Raw genomic sequence first — 21,236 nt, forward strand, 5'->3', positions numbered from 1 at the left:
GCGGACGTCCACCGGAACGAGCCGTGGCGTCCCAGCCGGGTCGCCATCGCCGCTCCGGCCTGGCCGATCGTGATTGGGACAAGCCGAGATCAGGACCGGATGCGGAAGAGGTCGCCGTGACACCACAAGGCACCGTGCGCTACTGGGCCGCGGCGAAGGCCGCCGCCGGCACCGCCGAGGAGCCCCACGCAGCGGCCACGCTCGCCGAGGCCCTGGCGGCGGCGCGCGAGGCGCACGCCGCCCAGCCCGAGTTCGCCCGGGTGCTGGCCCGCTGCTCCTTCCTGGTGGACGGCGACCCGGTCGGCACCCGCGACCACGCCGATGTGCCCCTGGCACCGGGCAGCACGGTCGAGGTCCTGCCCCCGTTCGCCGGCGGCTGAGCGGTGGCCCCGGCCCCGCCCCGCAGGACGGACGGTCCGGCGGACAGCACCGCGCCCCACCCGGCGCGCGGCGACGTGAACACCCCCGCGAGCAGCCCGAGGAACGGCCGATGAACGAGGACGCACAGTGGCAGGACGGCCGAGCGCCGTACCGGTCCGAGCCCGAGCAGGCGGGGCGCGGGCCCGGTCTGCCGCACCCCCACCACGGGACGCCGCAGGGCCCCGCCGGGGGCGGGGGCGCAGGACAGGCGTGGGCCGCCCCGCAGGCCGCGGACCCCTACGCCTCGGACCCCTACGCTCCGGCCCCCTACGCACCGGACCCGTACGCACCGGACCCGTACCCAGCAGGCCCGTACGCTCAGCAGTCCCGGGGCGCGGACCCGTACGCCGCCCAGCCCGGCCCGGGCCCGTACACCGCGGACCCGTACGCGGCGGGCCCCTACGGTCAGCCGGCCGCCCAGGGCACACCCGGGACGGGCGGCTACGGCGGAAACGGTGTGACGCCCGCCGGCACCGGTGACGGCCTCGGCCACCCAGCCCCCGGCCAGGGGCCCGCCCACGCCGGTCCCGGAGCCGGCGGCTTCGGGCAGCCCCACCCGCAGGGCCCGTCCCAGCCCGGCTGGGAGACCGGGCAGGGCCCGGGCGCCGCCTCCCACCAGTCCCCCTACCAGGGGCCGGCGGGCGAGGGCGGCGCCCCGCACGAGTGGGACCGCCCGGGGTGGCGGAGCGGCGGGCCGGCCGCAGCGGACGACGAGACCACCGCGTACCTGCCGCCGGCGACCGGCGAGGACCTCGCCGTCGCCGCCGCACCCGCCGCGAACTCCCACCGCACCGCGTCCGCGCCCGCCGCGGCTTCTGCCCCCTCCGGCGGCCCCGGCGGCGCCGGCAGCCGGTCGGCCGCGCCGGCGCCGGAGACCACCGGCTCCGCCGACGCCCCCGTCTACCTCGCCCGCCTCGCCCCGAACCAGCGGGCGCGGGCCCTCGGCCACTCCCCGATCATCGCCCCGGGCCTCCAGCCGGCGGTGCTGACCGCGGTGCTCAGCGCGCTGCTCGCGCTCACCTCCGGGTTGCCGCGGCTGGTGCCCGCGGTGGTGGTGGCACTGCTCCAGGCCGTGACGGCGGCCGGCTGGTTCCGGCTGAACGGCATGTGGCCGGCGCGGCAGGGCATCGCGCTGGCCTTCCTGGCCGGCCTGGTCACCGACGTCGCGCTGCTGTGCACCGATCGCGAGCACGCGCCGGTGGTGGGCCTGGCGACGCTCGGCGTGTGGTGCCTGCTCGTCCTCGTCCTGCAACTGCGCCACCGCGGCAGCGCCGACGAGCGGATGGCCTCGCTGACGGCCGGTCTGGCCTCGTCCGCGCTCGCCGTCCTCGCCGCCGGACACCTGGCCGCGGCCCCCGGGGCGGCGCTGGTGGGGGCGGTGGCCGTGGCGGTGGCCACGCTCGCCCGGGCGCTGCCGCTGCCCGGGGTGGTGTCGGTGGTGGTGGCGCTGCTGGCCGCCGCCGGTGCCGGCATCGCGGCGGGCCGGTTCACCGACTTCGGGACGACCGGTGCGGTCCTGGGGCTGGCCGCCGGGGTGTGCGCACTGGTCGGCCTGCGGGTGGCCAGCTACGACTACCCCTCGCGGTTCGTCCACCTGACGGCCGGGGTCGCCCTTCCGCTCGCACTCGCCGCCCCCGCGGTGTACGTCGTGGGGCGCGTCCTGAGCTGATCTGCCGCCCCCGCCGGGGACTGGCCGGTCATCGGGCCCCGTCAGCCGTTACCCTCGTGGCGGCAGGCGGGGGCCTGCTCGTCGGGAGCCATCCCACCGGGGGGTGGCCGCAGGCGGTGGGGGAGAGGTTTCCGAAGAGATGCGTGCCCTGAGAGTCCTGCTGGTCCTGGTGGTCGTCCTGGCCGCGCTGTTCGTCGCGGCCGACCGCCTGGCGGTGAACTTCGCCGAGGGCAAGGCCGCTGACAAGATCCGCTCCAGCCAGGGCCTCGACCGCACCCCCGAGGTCTCCATCAAGGGCTTCCCGTTCCTGACCCAGCTCGCGGGCGGCACCCTGGACGAGGTCGACGCCTCGCTCGACGGCATCCAGGCGGGCGACGCGGACCACACCCTGCGCGTGGACCACCTCAGCGCGCAGTTCCACGACGTCGAGCTGACCTCGGACTACTCCTCCATCGAGAAGGCCGGCAGCGCGACGGGCCGCGCCGAGATCGGCTGGGACGACCTCTCCAAGGCGGCGGGCAACGGCGTCAAGGTCACCTACGGCGGGACGAAGAACGGCAAGGGCGAGGTCCGCATCACGCCCAACGTGCCGCTGGTGGGCAAGAACCTCACGGTCACCGGCACCCTCGACGTCGCCGGCGACGGCGTCCGCCTGAAGGCCGACAGCATCCCGCAGCTCTGCCGCACCATCCCTGGCTGCGAGGACGCCGTGCGTTCCCGCACCGACTACACCTGGTCGCTGAGCCGTCTGCCGGGCAGTCTGAAGCTGCAGTCGGTCAAGGCGGAGCGGGACGGTGTCACCGTCACGGTCTCCGGCACCGACGTGCACCTGTGAGGACTGCCGCCCCTGGCGCCTGACCGGGCCGCGCTCCCGACGGCGGACGGCGGCCGACGGGCGGGCGGCCCTGCGGACGGCCCTGCGGACGGCATGTCCGCTGCATGAGACGGGCCCGTCCGCGGGACGGCCCGCTCCCCGCCCCCACCAGGGGCGGGGCGGTCGGCGGACGCCCGGAACGCCACTCCAGTTCCACGATACGGACAAACTCGTCTCAGATGACGACACGCCGGTGACACCCGCACCCCGCCGTCTTTACGATCGGTGACATGAATCGACAGGCGGACCTCACCAAGCGGCGGGCAGTGGACCTGTGCCGTGTTGCCGCCATGCTCTGTCGACCCACTTCCGCGACCCTTTGACGGGGACGGTCGGGTACCGGCCGGGCACCACAGCCCCCACCCCTCCGCCCCCGCGGGCTCCGCTTCCACCGCACATCCCCCCACGCGCCGCGTCACGCACCGGCGGCGTCCGGTCGGACGCCTCAAGCGTCGGCGTGCCCGCATCCGCAACTGCCCCGGAGGAGAAATCATGAGCCGCAGCGACGTCCTGGTCGACGCCGACTGGGTCGAGGCCCACATCGACGACCCGAAGGTCGTCATCGTCGAGGTGGACGAGGACACCGCCGCCTACGACAAGAACCACATCAAGAACGCCGTCCGCATCGACTGGAAGCAGGACCTGCAGGACCCGGTCCGCCGCGACTTCGTCGACCAGGAGGGCTTCGAGAAGCTCCTCTCGGAGAAGGGCATCGCCAACGACGACACCGTCGTCCTCTACGGCGGCAACAACAACTGGTTCGCGGCCTACGCCTACTGGTACTTCAAGCTCTACGGCCACGAGGGCGTCAAGCTTCTCGACGGCGGCCGCAAGAAGTGGGAGCTGGACTCCCGTGACCTGGTCGCCGAGGTGCCCAGCCGCCCGAGGACCGAGTACAAGGCCAAGCCGCAGAACGACGCCATCCGCGCCTACCGCGACGACGTCGTGAACGCCATCGGCACCAAGAACCTCGTCGACGTCCGCTCGCCCGACGAGTTCTCCGGCAAGCTGCTCGCCCCCGCCCACCTCCCGCAGGAGCAGTCGCAGCGCCCCGGCCACGTGCCCAGCGCCCGCAACATCCCCTGGTCGAAGAACGCCAACGACGACGGCACCTTCAAGTCCGAGGACGAGCTCAAGGCCCTCTACGAGCAGGAGGACGTCGACCTCTCCAAGGACACCATCGCCTACTGCCGCATCGGCGAGCGTTCGGCCCTGACCTGGTTCGTCCTGCACGAGCTGCTGGACCAGGCCAACGTCAAGAACTACGACGGCTCCTGGACCGAGTACGGCTCCCTCGTCGGCGTGCCGATCGAGCTCGGCCCGGCCAAGTAAAGGTCCGCGGCGACCGCGACCGAAGTGACCCTTCCCCGAACCTGAAGGAAGTTTTTCCCATGTGTGGAGCGCAGGCCGGCGGCCCGGACGCCTCGACGATCAAGCCCGGTGAGACGACCATCCAGGGCAGCGTGACCCGCGACGGCGAGCCGGTGACCGGCTACGTCCGGCTCCTGGACAGCACCGGCGAGTTCACCGCCGAGGTCCCCACCTCGGCGACCGGACAGTTCCGTTTCTACGCGGCCGAGGGCACCTGGACGCTGCGCGCCCTCGTGCCCGGCGCGACCGCCGACCGCACCGTCGTCGCCCAGCAGGGCGGACTGGCCGAGGTCGCCATCGCGCTGTGAGCCGTCGGGCCCGCGCAGCCGCCGCCCCACCCGGGGCCGGCCGGCCGCGCGGGCCGGGCCCGCTCTCCGCTCCGTGGACCCGAGGTCCTCGGCGCGGCGCTCGGAGGGCCGCACCCGGGGTTTGGACGCCATGCCGGTGCGGCCCTTCGGCATGCCCACGGGTGCCGCGACAGGGTAGGACCCCGCCCACCGCACACCGGTCGTCGCCCGGCGGCCCCCACGGTGCGGGCGCCCGCGCGGGTGCCTGCCTCAGACGGCGTCGGCCACCGCCTTCTCGGACTCCCCCGCCCCGGTGACCGTCAGCCCTGTCACGGCCCAGAACAGCGAGATCACCGGGGACAGCAGGCAGAAGACGGCGTACGGGGCGTACGCGGTGGCCGCCACACCGAGGGTCGCGCTGACGTAGACGGCGCTGTCCACCCACGGCATCGCCGCCGTCGCGCAGGTCGCGTTGTCCTCCAGGATGCGCGAGAGGTTCCTGCGGTCGACGCCGTACCTGTCGTACAACGGGCGCAGCAGGTTGCCACTGATCACGTGGGAGCTGGAGGAGTTCGAGATCGAGGCCGACAGCAGCGTCACGAAGACGGACGTGACCATGAGGCGCCGGCGGTTGCTGACGGTGTGCACGACCCGTTCCAGCAGCGCCGCCAGGATGCCGGACCTGCCCAGGACCCCGGCCATGGCCAGGGCCAGCATCATGATCCCGACGGTGGGCATCATGCCCTCGACACCGCCCTGCACCAGCAGGGTGTCGACCACCTTGTCGCCGGTCTGCCTGGTGTAACCGGTGCCCAACGACGCCAGCGCGGTGGCCGGTGACGCCCCCTGCACGAGGACGGCGACCGGTACGGCGCACAGCGCGCCGGCGACGATCGAGAGGAAGGCCGGCCGGCGGAGGGCGAGCAGCACGATGACGAGGACGGCGGGGGCCAGGGTGACGGGGCTGGTGTGGAAGTGCGCCTGCAACTCGGCGCTCAGCTGCCGGGCCGCCGCGGCGGAACCGGACGTCGTCGTCCGCCTCGCGTCCAGGAAGGCGAACAGCCCGAGACTCACGGCGACGGCCGGCACGGTCGTCCACAGCAGGTGGCGGATGTGGGCGACCAGATCGACCCCGGCCATGGCCGACGAGAGGTTCGTGGAGTCCGACAGCGGCGACATCTTGTCGCCGAACCAGGCGCCGCAGACGATCGCGCCCGCCACCGGGGCGAGCGGCACCTGCATGCCGTGTGCGACGGCGACGAGCGCGATGCCGACCGTGCCCACCGTTCCGTAGGAGGTGCCGGTGGCCATCGAGGTGAGGATGCACAGCAGCACCGTCCCGACCAGGAGGTGGTCGGGGGAGAGGACGTGCAGGCCGAAGAAGACGATCGTCGGCACCGTGCCGGAGGTTATCCAGGCCCCGATCATCGCTCCCACGGCGGTGATGATGAACAGGGGCGACATCCCCTGCCGCACCGAGTCGAAGGCGAAGCCCTGCACCCGCTCGTACGGGAGGCGCAGCAGCAGCCCCGCGACGAAGGCGGTCAGGAAGGCGAGGAGGATCGCGACGATCGTGGGGAGGGCGAGCACGAACACGCTCACCCCGAGGACGACCAGCACGGCGAGCAGGGAGAAGGCGGCGAAGCGGAAGCTGGGCCGGTGGTCAGGGGGGCCGGAAGGCCCCTGGGCCTCCTCGTCCGTGGCAGCCGACGGCTGAGCCGTCCGGTTCTCGGTCGTCATGGTGCGTTCCTCGGCAGGCGGGCTGGTGCGGATGCGCGCCCGGACGACCCGGCTTCGGGAGGCACGGACAGGGGGAAGCCGGATCGCGCGTCCCAGATCGATATCACGCCGTCTGCGCCTCCGTCGTGCGGGATCAGATCCCGGACCTCGGGCAGGACCGGGCAAACCGGGCCACCACGTCCGCCCCGCCCTGCGTCGGCCCGTCCCGCCCGGGGCCCGGACCCGCACCCGCCGGGAGGCGGTGGCGCCCCACCGCCCACCCCTCCCGCCGCGCCCTCCCGCCACACCCTCCGCCGACCTCCCGTCAAGATCCGCCCGTCCACTGTCCGCGCAGGTCAAAGGGGGCGGGACCGGCCCCCCTCGCGCTGGAGTGTCCTCCCGGCGCGCGCGGTCTTACCGTGGACGTATGTACGCACGACGGCGCCGTTGGTACTTCGCCCTGATGGCCACCTGCATCGTGCTGTTCGTCCTGGCCTGGGGCGTGGTGCGGATGTGGTCGGTCCCGGCGGCCGTGGCCATGTGCGTCGTCGCGATGGTCATCCCGCCGTGCGCCGCCGTGGTCGCCAACCGCCGGGGCAGCGACGACAAGTGGTGGGACGAGCCCGGGGACTCCGGGGACGCCGAGTCCGACCGCTGGTGGGACGAACTGGAGCGCCGGGACCGTCGTGACCGCCAATGACCGGACCGGAACCGGGCTGCCGGGCTGCCGGGCTGCCGGGCTGCCGGGGAACGCCAACCTGGGTGGCCGCGGCGCGCCGCGGTGCGCCGGCGGACGTCCCGCCGGGGGATCGCCCGCGGGGCCCGCTCGGCGGACGACTACACTCAGGTCCGGTCCCGTGTCAGTCTCGCCCTTGGGAGCGCGCTCGTGCTTGAGGCATTCTTCACCGCCCTGCTGGTCCTCGTCGCCGTCGGCGTCATCGGCTTCGCCGCGCTGACCTGGACGAAGCTGTACCAGGGCCAGCGCTGACGCAAGGCCCCCGCCCTCTACAGATCGCCTGAGCTCATGATCGAGATTCCGTCCGACCTGAACCCGTCGCTGGTGCCGCTCGCCTTCCTCCTCGGCAACTGGGAGGGCGCGGGCGTCTTTGACTTCCCCGGCGCCGAGAAGTGCAACTTCGGGCAGGAGGTCACCTTCACGCACGACGGCCGTGACTTCCTGGAGTACGTCTCGCACACCTGGGAGCTGGACAAGGAGGGCAAGAAGGTCCGCCCGCTGGAGTCCGAGACCGGCTACTGGCGGATCGACGCGAACCGCAAGGTCGAGGTCGTCATGATCCGTGACCAGGGCGTCGTGGAGATCTGGTACGGCGAGCTGGCCGACCAGAAGCCGCAGATCGACCTGGCCACCGACGCCGTCGCCCGTACCGCGTCCGCCGGCCCGTACAGCGGCGGTAAGCGCCTCTACGGCTACGTCAACAGCGACCTGATGTGGGTCGGCGAGAAGGCCACCCCCGAGGTGGAGCTGCGCCCCTACATGTCCGCGCACCTGAAGAAGGTCGTCGACCCCAGCGAGTGGGCCAAGGACGTCAAGGACCTGCCCGACGACGGCATCGCCTTCTTCAAGTAGGCCGACGTTCCGGCCGGCCCGGAGGCCGCCGGCGGAGCACCCGCCCCGCAGCCTCCGGCCCGCCCGGCGACCGCACCGCCTGCCGCGGACGCCCCGTCGCCGCTCTCGCGGTGGCGTGGCGGCGGACTCCCTACACTGGGGGCTGTGGTGACCACCGACTGGCAGAGTGACCTCCGTAGGCGCGGATACCGTCTGACCCCGCAGCGCCAGCTCGTGCTGGAGGCTGTGGACAGGCTGGAGCACGCCACCCCGGACGACATCCTCACCGAGGTCCGCAGAACGGCCGGGGGTGTCAACATCTCCACCGTCTACCGGACGCTGGAGCTGCTGGAGGAGTTGGACCTGGTCAGCCACGCCCACCTCGGGCACGGCGCACCCACCTACCACCTCGCCGACCGCCACCACCACATCCACCTGGTCTGCCGCGACTGCACCGAGGTGATCGAGGCGGATCTGTCGGTCGCCGAGCCGTTCACCGCCACGCTGCGCGAGACCTTCGGCTTCGAGACCGACATGAAGCACTTCGCGATCTTCGGCCGGTGCGCGGGCTGCACCGCCGCGGCGGCCTCCGCCCAGGGCGCTCAGGCCGGTGACGAGCAGGGCGCGGGGAGCGTCCCCCGGGCGTCGGAAGGCCCCGGCGGGGACTGACCCGGCGCAGCCCGGCAGCGGCGGCCGCCGGCCCCCGCCCCGGGCCCACGTCCGGCTCCCGGCGCCGTAGGCTGGCGGCATGAAGAGTCCCCTGCTGTCGCTGCCCGGTGCCGTCCCCGCCGAGGCCCCCGACGAAGGTGTCGCGGCCCACTACGGCGATCTCTTCCGCGAGCAGCGCACCCTCGCCGACGGCTCCGGGTTCGTGGACCTCTCCCACCGGGGCGTCGTCACCGTCAGCGGTCCCGAGCGGCTGACCTGGCTCCACCTCCTCCTCACCCAGCACGTCAGCGAACTGGCGCCCGGGGTGGCCACCGAGGCCCTGGTGCTCTCCGCCAACGGGCACATCGAGCACGCCCTGTACCTGGTGGACGACGGGGAGACGACCTGGTGCCACGTGGAGCCGGGGACGACGCAGTCGCTGGTGGCCTACCTGGAGAGCATGAAGTTCTTCTACCGGGTCGAGGTCGCCGACCGCAGCGCGGAGCGCGCCGTCGTCCACCTGCCGGCCGGTTCGGTGACCGCCAACCCCGAGGGGGTGCCCGTCCGGGAGACCGCCCACGGCCGGGACCTGTTCCTGCCCCGTGAGTCGCTCGCGGAGTTCGCCGCGGCGCACGGCCCCGCCGTCGGCGTCCTCGCCCTGGAGGCACTGCGGGTGGAGGGGCACCGGCCGCGCCTGGGCCTGGAGACCGACCACCGCACCATCCCGCACGAGCTGGGCTGGCTGGAGAGCGCCGTCCACCTCAGCAAGGGCTGCTACCGGGGCCAGGAGACCGTCGCCCGCGTCCACAACCTGGGGAAGCCGCCGCGTCGCCTGGTCTTCCTGCACCTGGACGGCAGCGAGGTGAAGCTGCCCGGCCACGGGGCGCCCGTGCGCCTGGCGGAGGACGGCGCGGAGGGCCGCCAGCTCGGCTTCGTCACCACCTCCGCCCGCCACCACGAGCTCGGGCCCATCGCGCTGGCCCTGGTCAAGCGGAACGTGCCCGTCGACGCGCCGCTGCTCGCCGACACCACGGCCGCCGCCCAGGAGACCGTGGTCGCGCCCTGAGCCGCCCGGCCCGCACGCCGCACGCGCAGCCGCCGTCGGGGCGCGTGCGGCCCGGCCGCGCGCCTGCGGAGTGAGCAACGTCCCCCTCCCCCGCTTGCGAAACGTTTGCGTTTCGATGTAGGGGGCTCTACGCTGGACCCACGGAGAACGAAACCGTTTCGTTTGCCCGCTCGGGCCTCAGTGATCTCCAGCCCCTCAGGAAGGACCGCCTCCGCATGCCCGCCTGCCCGCCGCCGTCGGCCGACCCGCGCGAGAGCGCGCGTCGCACCCGGCTCACCCCACAGCGCGCGAGCGAGCTGTACACCGCCGTCCTGGACCTGGTCCGGGAGGTCGGCTACGAGGCCATGACCATGGACGCCGTGGCCGGCCGGTCGCGGTGCAGCAAGGCCACCCTGTACCGGCAGTGGCAGGGCAAGCCCGGCCTGGTGTCGGCCGCCCTGCGGCACATGCGGCCCTTCTCCCTCGACGGTCTGGACACCGGCTCGCTCCGCGGCGACCTGCACGAACTGGCGCGCAGGATCGGCGGCGTCAAGAAGGACATCGACCTGATGCGCGGCATCGTCCTCGCCGTCCGCAAGGACGCGGATCTCGCCGCCGCCATGCACGCGGCGCTCGTCCAGCCGGAGATCGACGCGATGAAGGCGATGCTGGAACGCGCCGCGGCCCGCGGGGAGACCGACACCGACAACCCGGCCGCCGCCTATCTGCCGCACATGTTCAGCGGGGCGATCTTCGCCCGGCCGATGCTGGAGCAACGCGAAGCGGACACCGCATACCTCACGGGCTACCTGGACGCCGTCGTCCTGCCGGTGCTGATGCGGACCACACCGTGACGACGACCCCGACCCGGTGAGGACGCGGGATTCGGCCGCAAGCGCGGGACCGTACCGACGCGGACTGACCGACCGCCCGGCCCGGTGGGGCGCCACCCCTCCGAGGCCGACACGAGAACGAGCAGGACTACGCATGGCAACGACTTACCCGGACACCCGCGCCGACGGCGTCACGCCGCTCGGCGACCCACCGCCCGGCGCGGCAGCCGCCGCCCCGGCACAGCCCGCCCCGCACCACGTCCCGCACCGCTGGTGGGTGCTGGTCGTGATCGGCCTCGCCCAGCTGATGGTGGTGCTCGACGCCACCATCGTGAACATCGCGCTGCCCTCGGCCCAGCGGGACCTGGCCTTCAGCGACGACGGACGGCAGTGGGTCGTCACCGCCTACTCGCTCGCCTTCGGCAGCCTCCTGCTGCTCGGCGGACGACTGGCCGACCTGATCGGCCGGAAGACCACCCTCCTGATCGGCCTCATAGGCTTCGCCGCCTCCTCGGCCCTGGCCGGCGCGGCCGGGGACTTCTCCGTGCTGGTCGTCGGGCGGGCGCTGCAGGGCGTCTTCGGTGCGGTCCTCGCGCCGTCCACGCTGTCCCTGCTGACGACGACCTTCACCGACCCCAGGGAACGCTCCAAGGCCTTCGGTGTGTTCGGTGCGATCGCCGGTTCCGGCGGTGCGATCGGCCTGCTGCTGGGTGGCGTGCTCACCGAGCACCTCAACTGGCGCTGGACGCTGTACGTCAACCTCGTCATCGCCGCGCTCGCGATCGTCGGCGCGATCCTCTTCGTCCACCGGCCCGCCCGGACCCAGCGCCCGAGGCTGGACCTGCTCGGCACGGTGCTGATCTCCGCCGGTGTGTTCTGCATCGTCTTCGGCTTCTCCAACGCCGAGACGCACTCGTGGGGCAACTGGATGTGCTGGGCGTTCCTCGCCGCCGGCGTGGTGCTGATCGTGCTCTTCGCCCTGTGGCAGATGCGCGCGAAGAACCCGCTGCTGCCGCTGCGGGTGCTGGCCGACCGCAACCGCGGCGCGTCCTTCGCCTCGGTGTTCATCACCGGCGCCGGCATGTTCGGCGTCTTCCTGTTCCTGACCTACTACCTGCAGCAGATGCAGGGCTACACCCCCGTCAAGACCGGCCTCTCCTTCCTGCCGATGATCGGCATGCTGATGGCGATGGCGCAGATCTCGACGAACCTGCTGATCCCCAAGATCGGCCCGAAGATCATCGTGCCGATCGGCATGGCGCTCGGCGCGGTCGGCCTGGCCCTCCTCACGCGGCTGGAGCTGGACAGCTCCTACGCGCCGCACATCCTGCCGCCGCTGCTGCTGCTCGGCGCGGGTATCGGCATGGTGATGCCGCCGGCGATGAGCCTGGCCACCCTCGGCGTCGCACCGAAGGACCAGGGTGTGGCCTCGGCCACCATCAACACCATGCAGCAGGTGGGCGGTTCCATCGGCACCGCGCTGTTCTCCACCATGGCCTCCAGCGCGGTGACGAACTACATGGCGCACCGCGCGCCGACCAGGCTCAACCTGGCGCAGGCCGGGCTGCACAGCTACGCCACGGCGTACTGGTGGGCGGCCGGCTTCTTCGCCGCCGGGCTCGTCGTGACGCTCGTCCTCTACCGTCCGGGCCGGCCCTTCGCCCAGCACGCCGCACAGGCGGCGGCCGAGCCGGTCGTGCGGTCCGAGGCGCAGACGGCCACCGTCCCCTCCCCGGCCTCGCCCGCCGTGGCGGCCCCCGCGGTGGCGGCGCCGGCCGGTCTCACCGGTCCGGGCATCCAGGGCCTGGTGCGCGACGAGGGCGGCGTCCCCGTCCCGGGCGCGGCGGTCACCCTCATCGCCGCCACGGGCCGCCAGCTCGCCCGCGCCACCACCGGGCAGGACGGCCGGTACGAGGTGAGCGCGCCGCAGGCCGGCAGCTACGTCCTGGTCGGCTCCGCCACGGGCCGGCAGCCGCGGGTCGCCACCCTCAGCGTCGGCGCCACGCCCCTGGACCACGACGTGGTGCTGGCCGGCAGCAGCGGTCTGACCGGTACGGTCCTGGCCGACACCGAGCCGGTCGCCGGGGCACTGGTCGTGGCCACCGACAGCCGTGGCGAGGTCGCGCAGGCCACCACGTCCGGCGAGGACGGCGCCTACCGGCTGACCGAGCTGGTGCCGGGCAGCTACACCCTCACCGCCAGCGCGGCCGGTTTCCAGCCCTTCACCGGCTCGGTGGAGGTCGGCGCTGACGGCCTCACCCGGCAGGACGCCCGGCTGCGGTCGGCCGCGGTGGTGCGCGGAACCGTGCACGGCGGGAACGGGGCGCCGCTGGCGGACGCCCGGGTCTCCCTGCTGGACGCGGCGGGCAACGTGGTCGGGCTGCACACCACGGGCAGCGACGGCCGGTACGTCTTCACCGACCTGGCGGAGGCGCAGTACACGGTGGTGGCCACCGGCTACCCGCCGGTGACCTCCTCGCTGAAGGTCGACGGCCACGGCACGGACGGCTTCGACCTCACGTTGCAGCACACCGACTGATCCCGCACCGGCGAAGGGGCGGCCCGCACCGGGCCGCCCCTTCGTCATGCGCGGCGGGACGCACCGCCCGCCGCCGGGTACCTCAGATCTCCACCAGCACCGTGAACGGCCCGTCGTTGGTGAGCGTGACCCTCATCTGCGCGCCGAAGCTGCCGGTGGCGACGGTGGCACCCAGCTCCCGCAGGCGGGTGACCACCGCGTCGACCAGGGGTTCTGCGACGGGCCCGGGGGCCGCGGCGTTCCAGGTGGGCCGGCGTCCCTTGCGGGCGTCGCCGTAGAGGGTGAACTGGCTGACCACCAGGAGCGGCGCACCGGTGTCCGAGCACGACTTCTCCCCGTCCAGGATGCGCAGGGACCAGAGTTTGCGCGCCAGTTGCGCCGCCTTCTCCTCGGTGTCCTCGTGCGTCACCCCCACCAGGACGCACAGCCCCTCGCCGACGATCTCCCCGACCGCCCGGCCCTCCACCTCGACGCGGGCGCCGTCCACCCGCTGCACCACAGCTCGCATACCGCCATGATGCCCGGGCCCCACCGGCCCCCGCGCCGCCCCCCGGGGTCCGCGCGACGGCCGCACGCAGCGCCCCGCCGCGTCAACGCCCCACCTCCGGCCCGCCGTCGGGGTCCCGCGGCCCGGACGGCAGGCCGCGCCCCCGCGCCTGATGCCCGGCCCGGCCGACCGAATCCCCTCCGCTGCACGGCCGTTCGGGTGCCGCTCGCTGCGCATGCGACGGCCGAAGTGGCACGATGCATGCAGACGGTACGTACGGCATTCGCCGGGTACGGCGTTTCCGGTACGTCCTGTTCCGTAATCACCCGTGATCGGGGACTTGAGGCCTCGCGCACGGGGCTTCGGGAACCGTCACCGCACCGCGGTAGCGCCCGCCCCCGCGGGCGACGGTGGAGCGGGCGCACCGCACGAGGAGACGGATGACGCGCATCAGCACCGAAGGCCAGGGGCCGGCTCCCGCCGCCCCCCAGGGCCCGACGACCGGCCACACCTACGCCCCGCAGCTCCCGGCGGAACCCGGCCACCCGGAGGACGAGCCCCCGGTGGCCCCCTCCGGCGCCCCGCTCCCCTACCGCCCGCCCCACCCCGACGCCCCGTGGGACCCCGCGCCGCAGCCCGACCTCGCCACGCTCGGCCTGCCCCACCTGCGCGGCCTGCGCCGGCTCTCGCAGCAGGAGGAGGCCGACCTCAGCTACCTGCGCCGCCTGCTGCAGGGCCGGATCGACATCCTCCGCGCCGAGCTCACCCGCCGCTCAGCCGATGTCGCCCCGCTGCTGGACCGGCTGCCGGAGATCCTGCGCGACCTCCCCTCCCGCCACCGCTCCTCGGCCCGCCATGTGACGCTGGGCACGCCGCACAGCACCGCGTACGGGCGGCTGGCCGAGGAGATGCTCGACGAGGTGCAGCTCTCCGACCTCACGGCCCGCAGCGACGAGGAGCTGCGGGCGGCCATGGCCCGGCTCGTCCGCTACGAGCAGCAGGTCTCGCTCCGCCGCCAGGACCTGCAGCGCACCGCCGACGACTGCGGGGCCGAGATGGCGCGCAGGTACCGTGAAGGGGAAGCACAAGTCGACGACCTGCTCTCCTGAGCCGACCGGTCACCCCGCAGGCGACCCGGCCCAGGCCCGCCCGCACGGACGGCGCGGCCCACCCGGCCGACAGGAGAGCGCCGCACGCTCTCCCGGAAGGCCGCCCACCGATGTCGCACCCCACCGGCACCCCCGTGCCCGACGCCCCTGCCCGCTCCGTCCCGGCGCCCGCCGCGCCCCCGGAGCCGGCGGACGCGGCCCCCGTCCTCGCGGAGGTCGTGCGCTCGGGGTTCGTCGAGGGCCGGCACCGCGGCTCCCTGGTGGTGCTCGCCGCGGACGGCAGCGTCCAGTGGTCGCTCGGTGACGCGACGGCACCGGTCTTCCCCCGCTCGACGAACAAGCCGATGCAGGCCGCCGCGGTGCTCCGGGCCGGCCTCGACCTCTCCGGCGAGCGGCTGGCCCTGGCGGCCGCCTCCCACTCCGGCGAGCCCTTCCACCTGGAGCTCGTCACCACGATGCTGGCCGAGCACGGCCTGACCGCCGAGCAGCTCCAGACCCCGCCCGACCTGCCGCTGGACCCGGTGGAGGCGGAGACCTACCTGGCCGGCGGCGGCCGGCGCGCGCCGCTGACGATGAACTGCTCGGGCAAGCACACGGCGATGCTCGCGGCCTGCCGGGTCGCCGGCTGGCCCACGCAGACCTACCTCGACCCCGACCACCCGCTCCAGCAGCTCGTGCTGACGGGCATACGGTCGGCCGCCGGCGAGGAGGTGACCCACGTGGGCACCGACGGCTGCGGGGCGCCGCTGATGGCCCTGTCGCTGACCGGACTGGCCCGTGCCTTCCGCCACTTCGTCACCGCCGAGCCGGGTTCGCCCGAGCGCCGCGTCGCCGACGCCATGCGCGCCCACCCCGAGTACGTGGCCGGCACCCGCCGCCCCGACACCTGGCTGATGCGCGCCCTGCCCGGCACGCTGGCCAAGATGGGCGCGGAGGCCGTGCAGGCGCTGGCGCTGCCGGACGGCCGGGCCCTGGCCTTCAAGGTCGAGGACGGCGCGACCCGCACCCTCGGCCCGATCCTCGCCCGCGTCCTGCGGCGCATGGGCGTGGGCGAGGAGGCCGAGGAGGTGCTGGCCCGCATCGAGGACCAGCCGCTGCTGGGCGGCGGGCACCGGGTGGGTTCGATACGCGCGGCCTTCTGACCGCCGCCCCGGCACCCGCCGGGACGTGCCGGGGCCCTGGCCGCCCCGGCACCCGCCCGCACCGTGAGGACACCCGCCTCCGCCCCCGCCGCAGGACGTCCGCGTCGGGGCCCGCGATAACCGGAGGACATCCGCGACGGCCCTGGCTAACGTCCCCGGCATGAGCGACAACACGGTGTACGAGGTCCCGCCCGAGGACACGCCCGCCTGGTTCCGGGCCTGCATCGCCGGTTTCCTGGACGCGGCCGAGCCCACCGAGGAGGACGTGGCCGCCTTCCTCGCGTCCGGCCATCCCGGCCAGCGACGTTTCGGTGTGCGCGACGGCGGCCGCTACGTCGCGACCTACCGCACCTTCCCCCACGAGGCGACCCTGCCCGGCGGTGCCGCCGTGACCTCGCACGCCGTCTCCTCCGTCACCGTCCGCGCCACCCACCGCCGCCGCGGTCTGCTGCGCTCCATGATCGAGCCGGACCTGCGCGCTGCCCGGGAGCGCGGTGAGCTCATGGCCTCCCTCATCGCCGCCGAGTACCCGATCTACGGCCGGTTCGGCTTCGGCCCCGCCGCCCACCTCGCCGAGTGGACGGTGGACCTGCCGCGGGCCGCCCTCGCCACCCGCGGGCCCGGCCCCGCCGACGCCGGCCGGGTCGACTTCGCCGACGCCGAGGAGGTGCGCCGCCTCGGCCCGGAGCTGCACCGCCGCTTCCGCCGGACGGTCCCCGGGGCGATCAGCCGGCCAGCGTCCTGGTGGCGGCGGCAGACCGGTGAGCTGCGCTCCTCCTGGGAGACGTGGACCGAGCGCTTCTACGCGCTGTACCGCTCGGCGCAGGGCGAGGTCGAGGGCCTGGTGGCCTACACCGTCGACGACCGCTGGCCCTCGAAGCAGCCCGATGTCACCGCCACCGTCCACGATCTCCTCGCCGTGACACCGGCGGCCGAGCGGGCCCTGTGGCACCACCTGTTCGACATCGACTGGGTCATGCACGTCGCCTCCGGCGGGCGGGCCCCGGACGACGTCCTGCCGGACCTGCTGGGCGACCCCCGGGCCGCCCGCCCCACCTCCTGCGCGGACTTCCTCTGGCTCCGCCCGCTGGACGTGCCGGGGCTGCTCCGCGCCCGCGGCTACCGGGGCACCGGCCGGCTCGTCCTGGACGTCACCGACCCGCTGGGCCTCGCCGCCGGCCGGTACCTGCTGGACGTGGAGGAGGACGGCGTGAGCTGCGCGACCACCACCCGCGAGCCCGACCTCACCCTCGGCGTGGGGGACCTGGCCCGGCTGCTCCTCGGCGACGCCTCCGTCGTGCGGCTCGGCACCCTGGGCCGGATCGCGGAGGGGCGTGCCGGTGCGCTGGAGCGGGCGGAGGGCCTGCTGCGCGGTGGCCGGCGCGCCTGGTGCCCCGACAGTTTCTGACGGCCTCGGCGGCTTCCGCAGCGGGGAAGAGCAGGTCGGCGGCCTAGGGTGGGCCTGGTGACCGACACGTGGTGACCGGCCGCACCGACCGGCGTGAAGTCCACGTGATCGAGCAGGATGAGTCCAGGACGGCGTTTCGAGACGAGAGCAGGAGACCGGCGGCCAGATGAGCGACCAGAGCCCCACCCCGCAGCAGCCCGAGGCCACCGAGCATGCCCACGACCCGGAGGTGCTCCAGCTCGCGGCGAAGGTGTTCGAGCTGGCGCGTCACGGTGACACCGACACCGTGGCGGCCTACGTGGACGCCGGTGTGCCGGCCAACCTCACCAACGACAAGGGCGACTCGCTGGTGATGCTGGCCGCGTACCACGGCCACGCAGCGACCGTCGAGGTCCTCCTCCAGCGGGGCGCCGAGGCCGACCGGCCCAACGACCGGGGTCAGACTCCGCTGGCGGGCGCGGTGTTCAAGGGTGCGGACGAGGTCGTCCGGGTGCTGCTCGCGCACGGCGCCGACCCGCGGGCCGGGAGCCCCTCGGCGGTCGAGACCGCCCGTGTCTTCGGCAAGGCGGACCTGCTGGGGCTGTTCGGCGAGGAGTGAGGGGCGGAGTTCCCAAGAAGGGCCGGCCTGCGGTGGTGACGGCACCGCAGGCCCCACCCGAAGCTTGACTTCAACATTGGTTGAACTTCTAGCGTCGTTCCTGTCACGCGGCACACCCTGTGCCGCCCCTTCGGGAAGGCCCGTCATGACCCCCTCGTCCGTCCTCACCCGCTCCGCCGCCACCGAGGCCACGACCGACGACCACCAGCGCCCCTTCCGGCTCGCCGTGCTGGTCGCCTCCACCCGCGAGGGCCGGTTCGCGCCGGTGATCGCCCGGTGGTTCGCGGGCCACGCCGAGCGCTACGAGCACGCCGAGGTGGACCTGGTCGACCTCGCCGAGCTGCGCCCCTACGAACTGCGTCACGGCACGCCCGAGTTCGAGGAGTACGCGGCGCGCATCGACGCCGCGGACGCCTTCGTCGTCATCACGCCCGAGTACAACCACTCCTTCCCGGCTCCCCTCAAGCACGCCGTCGACCTGCTGCGCGCCGAGTGGCAGGCCAAGCCGGTGGGCTTCGTCTCCTACGGCGGCATCTCCGGAGGGCTGCGCGCGGTGGAGCAGCTCCGGCTGGTCTTCGCCGAGCTCCACGCCACCACCGTCCGGGAGACCGTCAGCTTCCCGCTGGCATCGGCACTCTTCGACGACGAGGGCCGGCTGCTGGACGCGGCAGCCCCCGACACCGCCGCCCGCCTGCTGCTGGACCAGCTCGGCTGGTGGGCGACCGCCCTGCGCACCGCCCGCGCGGCCCACCCCTACGGCGGCTGAGGCCACCCACCCGCGCCGTGCCCGCCCCGTGCCCGCCCCGCGTCGGCCTCGTTCGGTGAGGAGGCCGACGCGGGGCGGGGGTGCGCCCTGTCCGGCGACCTGACCACCCGTCGCTTCGTCCCCGGAGGCGACCACCTGCCTCCGCCCCCGCATAACAGCAGGTCGGGCGGGCTCCCCTGGCCCGGAGGAGCCCGCCCCGCCCCGATGCTGCGGGAACACTCCAGCAAGCAGACGCTTGCAATTGCTAGCACAGCGACGCACCATGACGTCATGGCATCACTCAACGTCGGCAACGTCGGCGAGTTCCTGCGCGAGCAGCGCCGCAACGCACGGCTGAGCCTGCGCCAACTCGCCGATGCCGCAGGGGTGTCCAACCCGTACCTGAGCCAGATCGAGCGGGGCCTGCGCAAGCCGAGCGCCGAGATCCTGCAGCAGCTCGCCAGGGCGCTGCGGATCTCCGCCGAGACGCTGTACATCCAGGCGGGAATCCTCGACGAGCGACGCGACCGGGACGAGATGCAGGTCCACGGCGCGATCCTCACCGATCCCGCGCTGACGGAGCACCAGAAGCAGGTACTGCTCCAGATCTACGAGGCCTTCCGCAAGGAGAACGCCGCGGCCGACGAGGGCAGCGCCCCCAAGGTCGCCGGCGTGACCGGGGTCCGGGAGGCGGACGCACCGCAGTCCACCACGGACGGCCCCGTCACCACGGTGGCGGCCGAGGCCGTGTCCGCCCGCCGCAGGGGTGCGGCCCGCGGATCGCGGGCAGGCGGCAGGAAGACGGCGGCCGGTGCGGCGGCCGCCGGCCGGCCCGCACCCGACACCGCAGGCGCAGGCCCCGGCACCGCCCCGGACATCCCGGCACCCGCCACGGCCGACGAGCCCGACGACTGAATCCGGTTACCACCGTTCCAGGAGGAACTTCCATGGCCCTCACCGACGACCTCCGCAAGACGCTGACCGATCCCACTCCGCTCTACGCCCTCGCCGGCACCGCCGACCTCGCGGCGGAGAAACTCGGCGAGGTGCCGGCCCTGGTCGACCGGCTCCGCACCGAGGCGCCCAAGCGCCTGGAGTCCGCCCGCGCCACCGACCCCAAGGCCCTCCAGGAGCGCCTGGCGCAGCAGGCCAAGGAGGCCCAGAACCGGATGGGCGAGCTGCTCGGCTCCCTCGACGGCGACCTGCGCAAGGTCCGCGAGCAGGCGCAGGGGCTGGCCCTGCAGGGCGTGGGCCGCGCCGCCGAGTACGCCGTCAAGGCCCGGGAGACCTACGACGAGCTCGCCGAGCGGGGCCGCGGCGCCGTCCGTACCTGGCGCGGTGAGGCCGCCGAGGACGTGACGGAGCTGGCCGTCGTCATCGAGCCCGACCCCGCGCCCGTGACCGAGCCGACCGCCGCGACCCCGGTGCGCACCGAGCCCGCCCCGCCGGCCCCCGAGGCCGGACAGGGCTCCTCACCGGCCACCCCGGAGCCCACGGTGAAGGACGTCCTGGCCGCCCAGAGCGTGGCGACGCCCACCGAGAAGTCGCCCCGGACCGACGACAAGCCCGCCCCCGCCAAGAAGGCCGCCCACCGCAGGACGACCGGCGCGAAGACGAGCGAGACGAAGACGAGCGGCGCGGAGACGAGCGGCGCGAAGGCCGCCGGCGGGAAGAGCACGGACGGGGAGGCGACCAGCGGCAAGGCCTCGGACCGGTAACCGGTAACCGGTAGGCCACCTCGGCCAGGCGACTGGCACGAGAGGGCTGACCGGCAGGCCACCTCGGCCAGGCGACCCGCACGAGAGGGCTGACCGGAGGCCACCTCGGCCAGGCGACCGGCGCGGAGGGGCGGTGGGCCCGCCCGGAGCTCCGCTGGGGCGGGGTCGGGTCCTCCCGCCGGCCCTGGCAGACGCCGCCGGGTGGGTCCCCGCCGCCGGACCCGGCGGCGCCGCGCGGGGGCGTACCGCACCGCCGCCGTCAGGGGACCGCCCGAGGCGGCCCCCGCCCCACCGGCTCCCGCGGTCGTCGGCGGACGCGGGGCCGTCCGGGTACCGTGGAGCGGCGGCGCCGCGCTACCGAGCAGACGGACGCGGACCGCGCAGACGACAACGGGCGGTGGAGAACGTGCTGGTCAACGGTTTCATGGAGCTGCTGTTCTGGGTCCAGATGGCCCTGCTGGCCGGCAGCGTCGTCGCCTTCGTGCACGCGGCGGTACAGCGTGAGGACGCCTACCGTGCCGCAGGCAAGCAGAACAAGGCGATGTGGCTGCTCTTCCTGGGCATCGCGGCGGTCATCATGGGGCTCTTCCCCCTGGACACCTTCCTGCCCGCCCTGGGCCTGGTCGCGGTGATCGTGTACGCGGTGGACGTCCGTCCCGCGCTCGCGCAGGTGGCCGGCCGCGGTCGCGGCCCCCGCCGCCGCGGCTCCAGCTCCGACGGCCCCTACGGCCCGTTCAACGGCGGCTTCTGACCCCGTCGGCCCGCGCCGGGCCACGCCAGGCCCCGCTTGGCCCCCCAGGCCCGGCCGGTCCCGCGGGCCCCGGTCCGCGTCCCCGGCCCTCTCGCAGGCCTGCCGCCCCCGCCTGCGGCCCGCCGCGGCTCGGCCCGCGGACCGGCCCGTGACCCCGGTCGGGGCCCTGGGCCCCGGGCGAGGCCCCGAAACGCCACCGGCCCCGGGGCCCCCCCGCGAAAGGGGGGGGGCGGGGGGGTGGGGGCGGCGCAAAACCATTGCGCCGGGGGGGGGCGGCCGGGGGCCGGCCCGCGCACCCCACGAGGC

At 74.4% G+C, this 21,236-nt stretch carries 22 protein-coding genes and 1 pseudogene; 21 read left to right on the forward strand and 2 right to left on the reverse strand.

Annotated features, from left to right (window positions below):
* Positions 1-134: 134 nt before the first annotated feature.
* From ACFV3R_RS24835 to ACFV3R_RS24860, 6 genes are all read left to right on the forward strand, one after another.
* A complete protein-coding gene (locus ACFV3R_RS24835; RefSeq protein WP_385587269.1) occupies positions 135-380 on the forward strand; it encodes a MoaD/ThiS family protein in 246 nt (81 codons plus the stop codon).
* A 110-nt stretch (positions 381-490) separates the two neighbouring features.
* The gene (locus ACFV3R_RS24840; RefSeq protein ID WP_385587191.1) at positions 491-2,089 is read left to right on the forward strand and encodes a hypothetical protein; all 1,599 of its coding nucleotides are present in this window, start codon (positions 491-493) and stop codon (positions 2,087-2,089) included.
* 139 nt (positions 2,090-2,228) lie between these two features.
* A complete protein-coding gene (locus ACFV3R_RS24845; protein ID WP_385587194.1) occupies positions 2,229-2,924 on the forward strand; it encodes a DUF2993 domain-containing protein in 696 nt (231 codons plus the stop codon).
* A 269-nt stretch (positions 2,925-3,193) separates the two neighbouring features.
* Positions 3,194-3,286: an Ms5788A family Cys-rich leader peptide gene (locus tag ACFV3R_RS24850; RefSeq protein WP_385587197.1), complete on the forward strand. Its 93-nt coding sequence runs from the start codon at positions 3,194-3,196 to the stop codon at positions 3,284-3,286.
* Positions 3,287-3,455: 169 nt separating this feature from the next.
* Positions 3,456-4,295, forward strand: a complete 840-nt coding sequence (locus tag ACFV3R_RS24855; RefSeq protein WP_385587201.1) for a sulfurtransferase — start codon at positions 3,456-3,458, stop codon at positions 4,293-4,295.
* A 59-nt stretch (positions 4,296-4,354) separates the two neighbouring features.
* Positions 4,355-4,642: a DUF1416 domain-containing protein gene (locus tag ACFV3R_RS24860; protein ID WP_385587204.1), complete on the forward strand. Its 288-nt coding sequence runs from the start codon at positions 4,355-4,357 to the stop codon at positions 4,640-4,642.
* Between the two features lie 249 nt (positions 4,643-4,891).
* On the opposite strand, the gene nhaC is transcribed toward ACFV3R_RS24860, so the two are convergent.
* Positions 4,892-6,361: a Na+/H+ antiporter NhaC gene (gene nhaC / locus ACFV3R_RS24865; RefSeq protein WP_385587207.1), complete on the reverse strand. Its 1,470-nt coding sequence runs from the start codon at positions 6,359-6,361 to the stop codon at positions 4,892-4,894.
* Positions 6,362-6,767: 406 nt separating this feature from the next.
* Here nhaC and ACFV3R_RS24870 point away from each other — a divergent pair, with 406 nt between their 5' ends.
* From ACFV3R_RS24870 to ACFV3R_RS24900, 7 genes and pseudogenes are all read left to right on the forward strand, one after another.
* Entirely contained in the window at positions 6,768-7,040 is a 273-nt protein-coding gene (locus ACFV3R_RS24870) for a DUF3099 domain-containing protein (protein ID WP_385587210.1), read from the forward strand.
* Between the two features lie 324 nt (positions 7,041-7,364).
* A complete protein-coding gene (locus tag ACFV3R_RS24875; RefSeq protein ID WP_385587213.1) occupies positions 7,365-7,928 on the forward strand; it encodes an FABP family protein in 564 nt (187 codons plus the stop codon).
* A gap of 144 nt (positions 7,929-8,072) precedes the next feature.
* Positions 8,073-8,576 carry a Fur family transcriptional regulator gene (locus tag ACFV3R_RS24880; protein WP_385587216.1) on the forward strand — a complete coding sequence of 168 codons (504 nt, stop codon included), beginning with the start codon at positions 8,073-8,075 and terminating at the stop codon, positions 8,574-8,576.
* A 79-nt stretch (positions 8,577-8,655) separates the two neighbouring features.
* Positions 8,656-9,621: a YgfZ/GcvT domain-containing protein gene (locus ACFV3R_RS24885; RefSeq protein ID WP_385587219.1), complete on the forward strand. Its 966-nt coding sequence runs from the start codon at positions 8,656-8,658 to the stop codon at positions 9,619-9,621.
* A 215-nt stretch (positions 9,622-9,836) separates the two neighbouring features.
* Positions 9,837-10,454 carry a TetR/AcrR family transcriptional regulator gene (locus tag ACFV3R_RS24890; RefSeq protein WP_385587221.1) on the forward strand — a complete coding sequence of 206 codons (618 nt, stop codon included), beginning with the start codon at positions 9,837-9,839 and terminating at the stop codon, positions 10,452-10,454.
* Positions 10,455-10,587: 133 nt separating this feature from the next.
* Positions 10,588-12,090, forward strand: a pseudogene (locus ACFV3R_RS24895) (DHA2 family efflux MFS transporter permease subunit); the annotation flags it as partial.
* 150 nt (positions 12,091-12,240) lie between these two features.
* Positions 12,241-12,972 carry a collagen binding domain-containing protein gene (locus ACFV3R_RS24900; protein ID WP_385587272.1) on the forward strand — a complete coding sequence of 244 codons (732 nt, stop codon included), beginning with the start codon at positions 12,241-12,243 and terminating at the stop codon, positions 12,970-12,972.
* Between the two features lie 82 nt (positions 12,973-13,054).
* On the opposite strand, the gene dtd is transcribed toward ACFV3R_RS24900, so the two are convergent.
* Entirely contained in the window at positions 13,055-13,480 is a 426-nt protein-coding gene (gene dtd / locus ACFV3R_RS24905; RefSeq protein WP_385587224.1) for a D-aminoacyl-tRNA deacylase, read from the reverse strand.
* A gap of 419 nt (positions 13,481-13,899) precedes the next feature.
* On the opposite strand from dtd, the gene ACFV3R_RS24910 reads away from it, so the two are divergent.
* The 8 genes from ACFV3R_RS24910 (at position 13,900) to ACFV3R_RS24945 (ending at position 20,930) form a co-directional block, all read left to right on the forward strand.
* A complete protein-coding gene (locus ACFV3R_RS24910) occupies positions 13,900-14,568 on the forward strand; it encodes an ABC transporter substrate-binding protein (RefSeq protein WP_385587227.1) in 669 nt (222 codons plus the stop codon).
* 110 nt (positions 14,569-14,678) lie between these two features.
* Entirely contained in the window at positions 14,679-15,710 is a 1,032-nt protein-coding gene (locus ACFV3R_RS24915) for an asparaginase (protein ID WP_385587231.1), read from the forward strand.
* A 160-nt stretch (positions 15,711-15,870) separates the two neighbouring features.
* The gene (locus ACFV3R_RS24920; RefSeq protein ID WP_385587235.1) at positions 15,871-17,118 is read left to right on the forward strand and encodes a GNAT family N-acetyltransferase; all 1,248 of its coding nucleotides are present in this window, start codon (positions 15,871-15,873) and stop codon (positions 17,116-17,118) included.
* A gap of 166 nt (positions 17,119-17,284) precedes the next feature.
* Entirely contained in the window at positions 17,285-17,716 is a 432-nt protein-coding gene (locus ACFV3R_RS24925; RefSeq protein WP_385587238.1) for an ankyrin repeat domain-containing protein, read from the forward strand.
* Between the two features lie 145 nt (positions 17,717-17,861).
* Positions 17,862-18,482, forward strand: a complete 621-nt coding sequence (locus ACFV3R_RS24930; RefSeq protein WP_385587240.1) for an NADPH-dependent FMN reductase — start codon at positions 17,862-17,864, stop codon at positions 18,480-18,482.
* Positions 18,483-18,752: 270 nt separating this feature from the next.
* Positions 18,753-19,376: a helix-turn-helix domain-containing protein gene (locus ACFV3R_RS24935; protein ID WP_385587243.1), complete on the forward strand. Its 624-nt coding sequence runs from the start codon at positions 18,753-18,755 to the stop codon at positions 19,374-19,376.
* A gap of 32 nt (positions 19,377-19,408) precedes the next feature.
* The gene (locus ACFV3R_RS24940; protein ID WP_385587246.1) at positions 19,409-20,179 is read left to right on the forward strand and encodes a hypothetical protein; all 771 of its coding nucleotides are present in this window, start codon (positions 19,409-19,411) and stop codon (positions 20,177-20,179) included.
* Between the two features lie 406 nt (positions 20,180-20,585).
* Complete coding sequence (locus tag ACFV3R_RS24945) at positions 20,586-20,930, forward strand: DUF2516 family protein (protein ID WP_385587275.1); 345 nt, start codon at positions 20,586-20,588, stop codon at positions 20,928-20,930.
* Positions 20,931-21,236 lie beyond the last annotated feature (306 nt).

Origin of the sequence: Streptomyces sp. NPDC059740 (assembly GCF_042733155.1) — a bacterium.
Taxonomy (GTDB): Bacteria; Actinomycetota; Actinomycetes; order Streptomycetales; family Streptomycetaceae; genus Streptomyces.